At 65.1% G+C, this 13,498-nt stretch carries 8 protein-coding genes; 5 read left to right on the forward strand and 3 right to left on the reverse strand.

Going from position 1 to position 13,498, the window contains the following annotated elements; translation table 11 throughout:
- The first annotated feature begins 780 nt into the window (after window positions 1-780).
- Window positions 781-2,244, forward strand: a complete 1,464-nt coding sequence (locus tag ACPQ6D_RS16575; RefSeq protein ID WP_423225462.1) for a M28 family peptidase — start codon at window positions 781-783, stop codon at window positions 2,242-2,244.
- A gap of 61 nt (window positions 2,245-2,305) precedes the next feature.
- On the opposite strand, the gene ade is transcribed toward ACPQ6D_RS16575, so the two are convergent.
- Window positions 2,306-4,021, reverse strand: a complete 1,716-nt coding sequence (gene ade / locus ACPQ6D_RS16580; protein ID WP_423225463.1) for an adenine deaminase — start codon at window positions 4,019-4,021, stop codon at window positions 2,306-2,308.
- An 852-nt stretch (window positions 4,022-4,873) separates the two neighbouring features.
- On the opposite strand from ade, the gene ACPQ6D_RS16585 reads away from it, so the two are divergent.
- From ACPQ6D_RS16585 to ACPQ6D_RS16600, 4 genes are all read left to right on the forward strand, one after another.
- Window positions 4,874-6,130 (forward strand): BMP family lipoprotein, encoded by a 1,257-nt coding sequence (locus ACPQ6D_RS16585; RefSeq protein WP_423225464.1) that lies wholly within the window; start codon window positions 4,874-4,876, stop codon window positions 6,128-6,130.
- A 116-nt stretch (window positions 6,131-6,246) separates the two neighbouring features.
- Window positions 6,247-7,713 carry an ABC transporter ATP-binding protein gene (locus tag ACPQ6D_RS16590; RefSeq protein ID WP_423225465.1) on the forward strand — a complete coding sequence of 489 codons (1,467 nt, stop codon included), beginning with the start codon at window positions 6,247-6,249 and terminating at the stop codon, window positions 7,711-7,713.
- Complete coding sequence (locus ACPQ6D_RS16595) at window positions 7,706-8,767, forward strand: ABC transporter permease (protein WP_423225466.1); 1,062 nt, start codon at window positions 7,706-7,708, stop codon at window positions 8,765-8,767. The genes ACPQ6D_RS16590 and ACPQ6D_RS16595 overlap by 8 nt, the downstream gene beginning before the upstream one ends.
- A gap of 120 nt (window positions 8,768-8,887) precedes the next feature.
- Complete coding sequence (locus ACPQ6D_RS16600) at window positions 8,888-9,874, forward strand: ABC transporter permease (RefSeq protein WP_423225467.1); 987 nt, start codon at window positions 8,888-8,890, stop codon at window positions 9,872-9,874.
- A 274-nt stretch (window positions 9,875-10,148) separates the two neighbouring features.
- Here ACPQ6D_RS16600 and ACPQ6D_RS16605 read toward each other — a convergent pair whose 3' ends face one another.
- Together ACPQ6D_RS16605 and ACPQ6D_RS16610 are read right to left on the reverse strand one after the other, a co-directional pair.
- Window positions 10,149-11,453 carry a tetratricopeptide repeat protein gene (locus ACPQ6D_RS16605; RefSeq protein ID WP_423225468.1) on the reverse strand — a complete coding sequence of 435 codons (1,305 nt, stop codon included), beginning with the start codon at window positions 11,451-11,453 and terminating at the stop codon, window positions 10,149-10,151.
- Window positions 11,454-11,489: 36 nt separating this feature from the next.
- Entirely contained in the window at window positions 11,490-13,343 is a 1,854-nt protein-coding gene (locus tag ACPQ6D_RS16610; protein WP_423225469.1) for an NB-ARC domain-containing protein, read from the reverse strand.
- Window positions 13,344-13,498: the final 155 nt, after the last annotated feature.

Raw genomic sequence — 13,498 nt, forward strand, 5'->3', positions numbered from 1 at the left:
ACAGGCTCACCGCACGGTTCGACAGGCTCACCGCACGGGGCCTGAGCTTGTCGAAGGCCGCTGCCACCACGGCCAAGCCCAACCCGCGTGGCTTACGCGGCTGAAATACGCCCGTTACAAGATGCCAGCCCCTCCGGGGCCGTCAGGCCCGCCAGGGCCTTCCACCTCGTAGCCCGATCCGTTCACGGTCGGGCGGCGTTGTTGGTGCGCACGCTATCGGGCCAGCAACCCCGCCGGAGGCCAAAGGCCATCCGGCTACAAGGTGCAAGCCCCTCTGGGGCTACGCCCCGAAATTGAAATGCACCCGTTTTTGGGCCGGGGATTCCAGGCGCAGCACACATTCAACCACTCGGCACCCATGCCATGGTGCGTGAACACGAAGAAACGGCAAGGCCAGGCGCAGCTTGGCAGCATCTTTGGATTCTTTGTGATCTTTGTGGTCGAGAGCCTGACCGCATTGGGAGCTGCTGGTTTTGGGCTGTGAGCAAGATGACAAGCAGCCGGGAATCGGTTATACTGACTTTGGGCATGGTTCTTTCTGTGAGAATGCTGCTCTCGTTTTAACCCGATAACAGGCCGCGGATGAACACGGATCGCTGTGGATGGCTTGTTTTCATCTATTGTTGTGCGCCCCCGCGCATGGCCGACCGACTAAGAAATCTGCGAGGTCATCTCATGTCTTCAAAGCTACAGAGGGTCTGCTGGTTGTTGGTTGTTACTCTATTGGCTGTTGGCCCGCGCGCAGGGCTGGCAGCTTCTGCTTCCCCCCGGCAAGTCTTGGTGCGAATCTGGCTGGCGGCGCCGGAGGCTGACACGGCGCCGTTGGCGCACGCGCCCTTGACCCCGCTGACGCGTGAACCCCTGCCGCAGCCGTACATCCTGGCCCGCGCCGATGACGCCGGACTCGCCTGGCTGTCCGTGCACGGTTTCGCGGCCGAAATCCTGGACCCCGACGCCGGCGCCGCGCGTTATATGATGGTGGATATGACCGGGCCGGCCGCGCACGATGAGCTGTTTGCCAGCGGCCGCCTGCTGTACGCGGATGAAAGTCGCGCCTTGTGGCGGCTGGCGGCCAGCGCGGAGGTCCACGTCAGTCACCACGCCTGGCCGCTGGACACGCCGATCCGTCTGCTGCCGCGCGCGGGTGCGCCGCCGCCCGCGGCCGTGACGCCGCTGCCCCTGGTGCAGGAGATGATAGACCAGGTCAATCTGCCGCGGCTGTTGACCACCGCCAACGAGTTGAGCGGGCAGACGTCGGCCCTTATTAACGGCCAGCCGTATACCATCACCTCGCGCAACTCGCTCAGCGGCGCACCGGTGACGCAGGCAGTCGCTTACATGGTTGAGCGTATGCAGCGCTTGGGCCTGACCGTCACCACCCACACCTGGAACGCGTCGCGGCCGCCCAACGTGATCGCCGAAAAGCCGGGCCTGAACCTGGGCGCGGGCATTTACATCCTCTGCGCGCACCTGGACGACATGCCGAGCAGCGGCCTCGCGCCCGGCGCGGACGACAACGGCAGCGGCTCCATTGCCGTGCTGCACGCCGCGGAGATTCTCGCGCCCTACCACTTCGACGCCACGGTGCGTTTTGTCCTGTTCACCGGCGAGGAGCAGGGGCTGTATGGCAGCGCCGCGTATGCCCAACTGGTGCAGAACCAGGATGTGCGCGGGGTGTTGAACATGGACATGATTGCCTGGGACAGTACGGGTGGTCCGAATATGGACTTACATGCCAACAGCAGTATTGCTGGCAGCATGGCGTTGGCGCAGGTCTTCGCGGATGTTGTGAGCGCCTACGGCATCAACCTGACACCGGCGATCTACAGCAACGGCTCGAGCGCCAGCGACCACGCGTCGTTTTGGAACGTGGGCATTCCCGCGTTCCTGGTGATCGAGAATTACCGCTCCGATCCCCCGGTCGCCGCCGACTTCAACGCCTACTATCACACGTCGAATGACCGCACGGCGTACTACAACCAGACCTTTTTGACCGACATGACCAAGGCCTCGCTGGGGACCTTCGCGCATATGGCCGGGGTGCGCGCCGACTGCTACTGGGCCGATCTGAACTGTGATTCGATGGTGACAACCCTCGACATCACAACGATTGCGGGGCATTGGCGGGCGAGCCAGGGCCAATGGAACTACAGTCGCGCCTATGACATGGACAACGACGGGGAAATCACCGTCGCCGACATCCAGCGGGTGTCTGCGGCCTGGGGCTGGATTGGGCCTGGCTAAGCGAGCGCGGTTTGGCGACCCGCTGGGCGTGAAGCGGTCTGCGGCTCTCCGCGCAGGCGCTTCACGCCACCCACAACGGCACGAGCGCGAACTGGTCCACATCCACCAGGCCGAGATCGGTCAGCTTGAGGTGTGGAATCACTTCCAGGGCCGAAAAGCTCATCGCCATGAACGGATCGTGCATGGCAGCGCCCAGCGCGTGCGCGGCGCTCAGCAAATCGTCGTAGCCGCTGCGCACCGCCTCGATGGGCTGATCGGACATCAGGCCGGCCACGGGGAGCGGCAGCTGCGCCAGGGCCTGGTCGCCTTCCGCGACCACCAGACCGCCGCGCATCGCACCGACGGCGCGCGCGGCCGTCATCATGCTGCGGTCGTCCGCGCCGATCACGACCAGGTTGTGGTGATCGTGCGCGACCGTGCCGGCCAGCGCGCCGCGAGTCAAGCCGAAGCGTTTGATGAAGCCTTTGCCCACATGCCCACTGTTCTGATGCCGCTCCACGACCGCCATTTTGAGCAGATCGCGCGCCGGATCCGCCACAGCCAGCCCATCGCGCAGCGTGGGCGCTTCGATCAGATGCTCGGTGATGAGTTGATCCTCGATCGCGCCGATGACGCGCACCGCGCGGCCGGCGGCCGGAATGGCAAAGTCCAGGCTGTCCCAATCCACATTCATAGAGCTGCGCACGCGCGGCTGGCGCTGCCTGGCGCTGCCCGGCCACGGCAGCAAGCGCCCATCTTCGGCCACCACCTGTCCGGCGCGGTAGACGCGCTTGACCCTGAAATCGGCCAATGACTCAAAGACAATCAGGTCCGCCACACGCCCTGGCGCCACCGCGCCGCGATCCCGCAGCCCAAACCATTCGCTGGGGTTGAGGGTTGCCATTTGAATCGCGGTGACGGGCGGGATGCCGGCCTGCATGGCCGAGCGCACCATGAAATCAATACCGCCCAGGTCAAGCAGGTCCGCGGGCTGGCGGTCATCCGTACAAAAGCAGATGCGGCGGCTGGTCGCGGGGGTGATGAGCGGCAGGAGGGTGTGCAGATTGTGCGCATTGGTGGCCTCGCGGATGAAGATGACCATGCCGCGACGCAGCTTCTCCATCGCTTCGTCTACTGTGGTGCACTCATGGTCCGAGCCGATGCCCGCGCTGGCGTACGCGTTGAGCTGACGGCCGTGCACGCCGGGCGCGTGTCCATCCAACGGCCGACCGTGAAACGCGGCCAGCTTGGCCAGCACGCCTTCGTCGCCGTTGATCACGCCCGGATAGTTCATGACCTCGGCCAGGCCGAGCACCCAGGGATTGTGACGCAGGTCGGCAATGTCCTCTGCCTCCAGGCGCGCGCCGGTGGTTTCCATGTGGGTGGCTGGCACGCACGATGGAACGTTGACATAAACCGTGAGCGGGCCGTATTTGGCCGTCTCCAGCATATAGCGGATGCCGTCCAGCCCCAGGACGTTGGCGATCTCATGCGGATCGGTGACGACGGTGGTGGTGCCATGCGGCGTCACAGCGCGCGCAAATTGGGGCACGGTGCAGAGCGAACTTTCGATGTGCACGTGGGCGTCCAGCAGACCGGGCGCCACGAACGCGCCGTCCAGGTCGTGCACCTCCCGCGCCGGATAGCCGTCGCCAAAGCCCACGACGTTATCGCCCGCGATCACGATGTCCGTTTCTTCGATCGCGCCGGAGAACACATTGACCAGGCGCGCATGGCGTAAAACCAGGTCGGCCGGGGCTGCGCCACGGGCCGCCGCCAATCGTTCCTGCATGTTCATAGCGTTACTCTCCCCAACACGGTCTCGGCCACGAATTCCACGAATTTCACGAAATGCCTCTGCTGTCTTGGTGGAATTTGTGTCGTTCGCGGCAGGAAAACCGCTGCGCTTTATGCAAGAATTCTACTGCTGCGCTTTTACACCATTATAGCATACACAACAACCAACACCCCAAACCAATCTCCGATCGGGGTGCATTTCAAACTGGGGGCGCGTCGGGCGATTGAGGCTTCGTCGTGAGCTCAGCCGAACGATCGCTGCAACCCCGGCAAAGCCCAACCTTCGTGGGCTGCGCCCCCCAACTGAAACAGCAACCTTTTGGGGGGCCGAAGGCGAACCTGACCGGGCGAAACAGAACCTCTGCGCTCGATCCTCAGGCCATGACCCCAAAACGCGGCATCGTGAGTGATGCCGCTATCCTCGCAGGATTGGTGCCTGTCCCGTAGGGACACCTGACCCTAGATGATCGCACCCATCCGTGTCCGTCCCGTAGGGACGGTTGAACTCCTCTCTCGTAGGATAGCCCTCATTCAATCGTCCCTACGGGACGACGGCGCGGGGGGCGTCATCGGTCTCAAGTCAAGGCGTCCCTACGGGACGATTGCATTTCAATCCTGGCGGGAAGCGATCTGAGCTTACGCCAACGGCTCAGCGATTGCCCCCAAACTGAAATGCACCCCTCCGATCTCCGATCTCCGATCTCCCCTCTTCCTTGTGCGCAGTTTGAGAATCGTTTCACGTATGTTATAATCCTTTTGCCGCACGTGTCCAGTGTCCTATCCCGTCGAGCCTGGCCGGCCCCCATCTCGTGTTTGTCTGCATGCGAAACAACCTGTATGAGGAGGAGAGTGTATGGTTTCCAAACGCCTGTGGGGCTTGATGGCCCTGCTGTTGATTTCAGCCCTGGTGTTGAGCGCCTGTAGCCCGGCCGCCACACCCACCGTGACCACTGAGCAGCCAACGGCCGCCGCGGCCGCGCCGACCAAAGCCGCGGAGCCTGTCGCATTCAAGTTTGGGCTGATCCTGGTTGGCCCCTACAACGATCATGGCTGGAGCGAGGCGCACTACCAGGCTGGCAAGTACGTCGAGTCGAAGATTCCCGGGGCCACGATGGTCTACGTGGACAACGTCAACCCCGGCGCCAAGCCTGGCGTCACCGTGCCACAGCTGGTAGATGACCTGGTGGGTCAGGGCGTCAAGATCGTCTTCACCACCTCGGATGATTTCAAGGATGGTACGCTCGAAGCCGCGATCAAGCACCCAGACCTGCCGATTGTCAATGTCTCCGGCGATCATGCCTGGAAGGATGGCAAGGACTTCAAGGCGCCCAGCAACCTGAGCAACTTCATGGGGCGCATGGAATATGGCAAGATGATTGCTGGCTGCGCGGCCGCTCTGACGACGCAGACGGGCAAGATCGGCTACCTTGGCCCATTGATTAACGACGAGACGCGGCGCCTGGCCGCTTCGGTGTTCCTGGGCGCTCGCTACTGCTGGACTGAGGTCGCCAAGAAGGATGCGAAGGCGCTCAGCTTCAAGGTGACCTGGATCGGCTTCTGGTTCAACATTCCCGGCCAGACGCTGGATCCGACCAAGGTGGCGGATGATTTCTACAACAACGGCTACGATGTTGTGCTGTCCGGCATTGACACCACCGAGGCGCTGGTGGAAGGCGGCAAGATGGCACAGGCCGGCAAGAAGGCCTGGACTGTGCCTTACGATTATAAGGACGCCTGCAAGGAAGCCGAAGACATCTGCCTCGGCGTGCCGTACTTCAACTGGGGCCCGGCCTATATCAAGGCCGTGCAGATGGTGATGGATGGCAAGTGGGCGCAGTATTGGGACTGGAACGCGCCAGACTGGGCCGACATCAACAATCCGGACAGCAGCGCGGTCGGTTTTGTCAAGGGCAAGGGGCTGAGTGCAGACGCCGCGGCGAACGTGGACACGTTCATCAAGGGCCTGGCCGATGGCTCTATTAACTTGTTCAAAGGCCCGCTCAACTTCCAGGACGGGTCGGCCTATCTAAAGGATGGCGAGGTCGCCACCGATCTGCAAGTGTGGTATCTGCCGCAGTTGCTTGAGGGCATGGAAGGTCCGAGCAAGTAAGCTGGTTGTGTCCGTTCTGGCCCGGTGAAAAGCCGGGCCAGAACGGAATTTTTGTTTTCAGCGTTCATGGCTTTGTCCTCCTTTGCTTGCTCTGCCCCCAGATTGGACGCTGCTCTGTGAAAGTTGAACTCCGCAACATCCATAAGCACTTCGGGCCAGTGCGCGCGAACGACGGCATTAACCTGACCATCGAGCCGGGCACCATTCACGGCATCCTGGGCGAAAACGGCGCGGGCAAGAGCACACTCATGAAGGTGCTGACCGGCTTCATCTCCGCGGACGCCGGTGAGATCGTGCTCGACGGCCGCGTGGTGGCCTTGACGTCGCCCGCCGAGGCGGTGCACCTGGGCGTGGGTATGCTGCACCAGGACCCGCTCGATTTCCTGGCGCTGCGCGTGCTCGACAACCTGCTCGTCGGCAGCTCAGGCGGCATTTTGCCTGACCGCGCCCGCGCGCGCCAGGCTCTGCAAGACCTCTGCATCCAATTCGATTTCAAGATTGATCCTGACGCGCAGGTCGCCAGCTTGAGCATCGGCGAACGCCAGCAGTTGGAGATTGCGCGCCTGCTCTGGCTCGGTGTGCGCGTGCTCATCCTGGATGAGCCGACGACGGCCATCTCGGCGCAGCAGAGGGCCAAGCTCTTTACCGCGCTGCGAAAGCTGGCCGCGCAGGGCAAGACCGTCATCTTCGTCTCGCACAAGCTGGAAGAGGTGGAAGACCTGTGCACACAAGTGACGGTGATGGCGCGGGGCAAGGTGACGGGCGAGGCGACCATGCCCTGTCCCACGGAGCGCCTGGTGCAGATGATGTTTGGCCAGGTCATCACCTTCAAAAAGCGTGAGGCTCTGCCGCTGGGCGAACCGATTGTGGCCTTGGACCACCTGACGGTCAGCGATTGGCGTCTGGAGGTCAAAGACCTGTCGCTCAAGCTGCTGGCCGGGCAGGTGATCGGCCTGGCCGGGCTGGAGGGCAGCGGCCAGCGGCTGCTCTTGCAGGCCCTGGGCGGTCTGCTGCGCCCCACGGCCGGGCGCATCCGCATCGGCGGCCAGGACATGACCAACCGCGCCTATCGGGCCTACCTGCAAGCGGGGGTGGCTTACGTGCCGGCCAATCGCCTGGCCGAGGGATTGGTGGCTGGTTTGACCGTGACCGAGCACGTGGCCCTGGCCGAGCGCAAGCAGCCGTTCCTGGTCAACTGGGTGCAGGCCGGCCAGACGGCCGCCGCGCGCATCAAGCAGTTCAACATCAAGGGTGTGCCGGCCAGCCCGGTCGAGGCGCTGTCGGGCGGCAATCAGCAGCGCACGCTGCTCGGCCTGCTGCCGCCCAATCTGCGCTTGCTGCTGATGGAGCAGCCCACGCGCGGCCTGGACATGGAGTCTATCGAGTACATCTGGGGGCTGCTGCAGGAGCGCACGCGCGCGGGCATGGCGATCGTCTTCGCGTCGGCCGACCTGGACGAACTGCTGGACCGCAGCGATCATCTCCTGGTCTTTTTTGGCGGCCGCGTCGCGGGACCGCTCGATTCCCGGCAGACCACGGTGGAGCAGTTGGGTGAGCTGATTGGAGGTAAGGGCTTTGCGTGACACATTTTCGCGGCCGGGAACCAGCCTGGCAGAATGGGCTTTGCGCGCCGGCGGCATGCTGGCGGCCCTGGCGCTCTCCGCCCTGATCCTGCTCGCCATCGGCGCGTCGCCGCTCGATGCCTTTGGCTTGATCATCAACGGCGCGTTTGGCTCCTCCGCGCGCCTGGCCTATGTCCTGACGGCCTGGGCGCCGGTGCTCTTGTGCGCGGCTGGCCTCTTGATCACCTTTGCCGCGGGCCTGTGGAACATCGGCATCGAAGGCCAGGTGGTGCTGGGCGCGATCTTCGCCACCGGCGTGCTCCGCTGGCTGCAGCCCAGCCTGCCGCCGGCCCTGACGCTGATCGGGGCGGCGCTGGGCGCGGCGCTGGGCGGCGCGTTGTGGGCGGTGCTGACGGGCCTGCTCAAGCGCTACGGCAACGTCAATGAGATCTTCGGCGGCCTGGGGCTGAACTTCATCGCGGGCAGCCTCACCGTCTACCTGGTGCTCGGCCCCTGGAAGCGCCCTGGCATCGGCTCCACGAGCGGCACCGAACCGTTCCCGCCGTCGTTGTGGCTGCCGGCCTTTCCCGGCTTCCAGGTCAGCCCGGTGGAAATCCTGCTGGCCCTCGCCGCGATTACCGTCGTCGGCGTTGCGCTGCGCGGCACCTACTTTGGCCTGCGGCTCAAGGCCATCGGCAAGAACGTGCGCGCCGCGTACACCCTGGGCGTCTCCACCGATCGCCACATGCTGCTGGCCTTTGCCATCTGCGGCGCGCTCGCGGGACTGGCCGGCTGGGTGTTGATCGTCGGCACGAGCGCCCGTCACAATCTGTTTCCGCTGATCTCCGGCGGTTATGGCTTCCTGGCGATCCTGGTCGTGCTGCTGGCCAACCTCAGCGCGGCGTGGAGCGTGCCTATCTCGGTCTTTTTTGCCGCCATCGCCATGGGCAGCCTGCAGCTTGCCTTGCAGCGCCAGCTCGACTCCTCCCTCGGCGGGGTCATTCAGGGCCTGCTCGTGCTTTCGGTGCTCATCACGCAGGGGCTGCAAGGCCGGTTCTTGCGCCGCAAACCGTGACGCGAAGCGGCCGGACGGCTTCAACCGCGCAGGCGCAAAGGCCGCCAAGAAATTCGTCAAATTCGGGCCATTCGTGGCAAAGAATCCCTATTTGAGGCAGGCGGGACAGAAAAAACGACCATGGACATCGTGATTCTTTTGGCTTCTGTATTGGCCGCGGCGCCGCCGATTCTCTTCGCCGTGTTGGGCGAGACGATCACCGAAAAGGCGGGCGTCATCAACCTGTCGCTCGACGGCTCGATCCTGCTGTCGGCCATGACCGCGTTCATCGTCGCGACGACCAGCGGCAGCCTGCTGCTCGGCATGATCGCGGCCATGCTCGTCGGCGCGCTCGTCGCCGGGGTGATTGCGGTCATCAGCCTGACCCTGCACCAGCCGCAGGTGGCGACCGGCTTCATCCTGACGCTGCTGACGCGCGACCTGGCCTATGTGCTGGGCAACGCGTACACGCGCGTGCCCGGCCCGCAGGTGCAGCACCTGCCCATCCCCGGCCTGGCCAACCTGCCGGTCATCGGCCGCATCGTCTTCGATCAAGACCCGATGGTCTATCTGAGCCTGCTGGCGATTTTCCTGGTCTGGTTCTACATGAACAAGACGCAGCCCGGCCTCAAGCTGCAGGGGTTGGGTGAACGGCCTGCGGCGGCGTTTGCGCGCGGCGTCAACGTCACCCGCATGCGCTACGTCTACACCCTGGCGGGCGGCGCGTTGGTGGGGCTGGGCGGCGCCACCTTCTCCTTGCTGGTCAAGCCGGGTTGGGCGCGGCCCTACGGCATCGAAGGCACGGGCTGGATTGCGCTGGCGATCGTCATTTTTGGCGGCTGGCGGCCCTTGCGCGCGGCTGTCGGCGCGTACGCCTTCGTCACCCTGCAAACCCTGGCCAACACCCTGCAGAGCGCCATGCCCAACGTGCCCACGCAGCTCTTCCCCACGCTGCCCTTCCCGCTCATGATCCTGACCCTGGTGCTGGTCACCCTGGGCAACGCCGAGTGGCTGCAGCGCAGCCTGGGCCGCCTGCCCGAAGGCCTGCGCCGCGTGCTCGTGCGCAGCCTGCGCGCCCTGCAGACCTCACCCCCGGCCGCGCTGGGGACGGTGTTCGAGCAGGAGTGAGGGGAAGTGCATAGGGCAGAGTGCAAAGCGAGGAATGAGGAATGAGGAATGAGGAATGCTGAACGAGAAAGGGTCTTTGATCTCTGATCTCTGAAGACCGGAGACCGGAGACCGGAGACCGGAGACCGGAGACCGGAGACCGGAGATCATCCGCCTTCCACGCACCCGATCTCTGGTCTCTGATCTCCAATCTCTATTCTTCCACCTCCACCGCCCACGCGAGAATGGCCTGCGCTTCGTCCCAGTCGGGCTGGCGGCGCAGAGCTTCCGTGGCCTAAGTTTGGGCTTCCGCACGCTGCTCGCGCGCCTGGGCCAGCTCTGCGCGGCGCAGGGCCAGGTAGGGCGACGCCGGTTCCTGGGCTTCGGCGATATCGAGCTGCGCAGCCGCTTCGTCCAGCTGCTTGAGCTTGATCAGCTTTTCCGCATAGTTACGACGCAGCCAGGTCTCGTCCGGCGCGGACTCTATGATGGCGGCCGACAGCGCCAACGCCTCCTCCGTGCGGCCCGCTTGCTCGATCACATCCGCCAATGCGGTGCGTGCGGACGCGGCCTGCTCGGTCAACCCGATTTCGGTGTACCGCGCAGCCGCCTGCCCCAGGGCTTCCATCGCGGCCGCGAGATCACCTGCGGCGCGACATGCGGCCGCCAGCGTCTCGTAGTCCAGGGCCGCATTGTAGCTGCTGCCAATCGCGGTATGGCGCTCGACCGCCTGCCGCGCGTACTGCTGCGCCTGCCCGGCGTCTTCCTGCATCAGGGCCAGGCGCGCCATCTCCAGGTAGCTGTTGGCCTCGCCTTGCTGCGCGCCAACGGCTTGATAGAGTGCAAGAGAATTTTCGTATAGCGACTTGGCTTCTGCGTATTGTTTTTCCGCGCGCGACGCATTCCCCATGGCCTGGAGCACGTTGGCCTCGCCCAGCCGGGCGCCCACCTGGCGGTACAGCTCGAGCGCCTGCCCGTACGACGCCAACGCTCCCGCCATTTCTTTACGAAATTGCTGCACGTCGCCGATGGCCTTGAGCACGTTGGCCTCGCCCTGCCGGGAGCCCACCTGGCGGAACAGCTCGAGCGCCTGCCCGTACGACGCCAACGCTCCCGCCCGGTCGTCACGAAATTGCTGCACGTCGCCGATGGCCTTGAGCACGTTGGCCTCGCCCAGCCGGGAGCCCACCTGGCGGAACAGGTCGAGCGCCTGCCCGTACGACGCCAACGCTCCCGCCCGGTCGTCACGAAATTGCTGCACGTCGCCGATGGCCTTGAGCACGTTGGCCTCGCCCAGCCGGTCGCCCACCTGGCGGAACAGGTCGAGCGCCTGCCCGTACGACGCCAACGCTCCCGCCATGTCGGCACGAAATTGCTGCACGTCGCCGATGGCCTTGAGCACGTTGGCCTCGCCCAGCCGGTCGCCCACCTGGCGGTAAAGCTCGAGCGCCTGCCCGTACGACGCCAACGCTCCCGCCATGTCGGCACGAAATTGCTGCACGTCGCCGATGGCCCACAGCACGTTGGCCTCGCCCAGCCGGTCGCCCACCTGGCGGTACAGCTCGAGCGCCTGCCCGTACGACGCCAACGCTCCCGCCATGTCGGCAATGAAATTGCTGCACGTCGCCGATGGCCCTCAGCACGTTGGCCTCGCCCAGCCGGGATCCCACCGGGGAACAACCGAGCGCCTGCCCGTACGACGCCAACGCTCCGCCATTTCTTTACGAAATTGCTGCACGTCGCCGATGGCCCACAGCACGTTGGCCTCGCCCAGCCGGGTTCCACTGGCGGAACAGGTCGAGCGCCTGCCCGTACGACGCCAACGCTCCCGCCCGGTCGTCACGAAATTGCTGCACGTCGCCGATGGCCTCAGCACGTTGGTCTGCCCAGCCGGTCGCCCACCTGGCGGAACAGGTCGAGCGCCTGCCCGTACGACGCCAACGCTCCCGCGCGGTCGGCACGAAATTGCTGCACGTCGCCGATGGCCCTCAGCACGTTGGCTCCTTCCAGCCGGTCGCCCACCGGCGGAACAGGTCGAGCGCCTGCCCGTACGACGCCAACGCTCCGCGCGGTCGGCACGAAATTGCTGCACGTCGCCGATGGCCTGGAGCACGTTGGCCTGATCCCACGCCGTGCCTACGCGCAATGCGGCTTGCGCGGCCGATTCTAGCCATCCCAGGCGTCGCCGGTCATGGTTGTTGTAGAGCACATTGCGCCAATCACGTGTGTAGGTCAAGAGGACGGCGGCCGCCTCGTCATCCGTGGCCGCCGCCGCCAGCCATTCGATGGCGCGGCTCACGTGGTCCCATGCCAGCGGCGCCTGGAAGGTCATGCGGTTTTCTCGAATGGCGTCGTCGTAGTCAGCGACGATAGTCGCATAGTAAGCAGCGTAAGCCAGCCAGGCGCGGCGCGCTTCCTGCGCATCGAGATCCAACCGCTGCTTCGCGAAGCGTGCGATGACCTGGTGCAAGGCAAAGCGCCGCGTGGGCGCCTCCTGCGTCACTTCCAGCAGGCCGCTGTTGTGCAGCGCCACCAGCCAATCGGTCGCATGCACGTCATCCGTTTCCCACACGCGCTGCATGGCCGGCAGATCACTGTCCAGCGGCTGGCCGCCAAACACCGCCAGGCGGCGCAGGGCGCGGCGCACGTCGTCAGGCAGGGCCTCGTCGCTGACGGCCACAATCGCTTCCAACGGCGGTTCGCTGTCGGGCAGGCCGACGTGTGTCTCCGCAGCCGTTAATGCCATCAAACGGACTGCCACATCCTGATGCAGGCGGGCGACGGCGTTGCCCGCACCTACGGCGCGCGCCAGGCCATCCAGGCGCCGTGCAGCGACGTGCAGGGCTAGCGGTAGGCAGCCCAGGACTTCCACCAGGCGGTCGGCGCCAGCTTCATCGGCCGCCACCGCCGCCGCAGCTGCGTCCCCGCCCGCGCCCAGCATCTGCACCGCCGCCGGCGGCGGCAGTACGTGCACCTCATGGTTCGCGGCCTGCAAATCCGCGGCTACCTGGGGGCTGCGCGTTGTCAGCAGGGCGCGCGCCGGCGGCTGCACCGCATCGAGAAAAGGTCGTGCGTGGTCAGCCTTCCAGATGTCGTCGAGCACCAGCAGAAAGCGACGACCCGCGAGTGCGGCCCGCAGGCTGTCGGCGCGCAGGGGTGCGCTGTCCAGGCCCGCGGCGCTGACGCCGAACTGCATCAGGATTTGCCCCAGGAGAAGGAAGATGTCTGGTTTGGGGCCAAACGCCAGCCAGGCGCGTCCATCGGGAAACTCATACGCGATGCTTGAGTCATTGGCGACGCGCAGGGCGAGAGCTGTCTTGCCCACGCCTGGTAGACCGCGCACGGCCATCAGCGCAAGGGGCTTCGCCGCGCCGGCGGGATGCACCAGGTCGGCCACGAGTGCGAGCGTCAAGCGGCCGCGGCCAAATAGGTGTGGCGGCGCAGGGGGCGGCACAGGCGCATTGGCGATTTGCTGGTGTTGAGCGATCATAGACGGTTTCCTTGATGGGTGGCATTGGGCGGGCGCGCCACGCCAGGTTGCACAGGCAAGTAATTTATACACCGCTCGACCCGATTCGTCCACGTGCCATATCAGGGGGGCATTATTCAATCGTCCCTACGGGACGACGGGCGCGGGGGGCGTCA

It is taken from the genome of Candidatus Amarolinea aalborgensis, assembly GCF_900491745.1.
Taxonomy (GTDB): Bacteria; Chloroflexota; Anaerolineae; order SSC4; family Amarolineaceae; genus Amarolinea; species Amarolinea aalborgensis.

What these genes read in the sequence shown, in the direction of transcription:
- ade (WP_423225463.1), bottom strand. Translation starts at nt 4,021, where the DNA reads ATGAACATGCAGGAACGATTGGCGGCGGCCCGTGGCGCAGCCCCGGCC.
- ACPQ6D_RS16585 (WP_423225464.1), top strand. Translation starts at nt 4,874, where the DNA reads ATGGTTTCCAAACGCCTGTGGGGCTTGATGGCCCTGCTGTTGATTTCA.
- ACPQ6D_RS16600 (WP_423225467.1), top strand. Translation starts at nt 8,888, where the DNA reads ATGGACATCGTGATTCTTTTGGCTTCTGTATTGGCCGCGGCGCCGCCG.
- ACPQ6D_RS16605 (WP_423225468.1), bottom strand. Translation starts at nt 11,453, where the DNA reads ATGGCGGGAGCGTTGGCGTCGTACGGGCAGGCGCTCGAGCTGTACCGC.
- ACPQ6D_RS16610 (WP_423225469.1), bottom strand. Translation starts at nt 13,343, where the DNA reads ATGATCGCTCAACACCAGCAAATCGCCAATGCGCCTGTGCCGCCCCCT.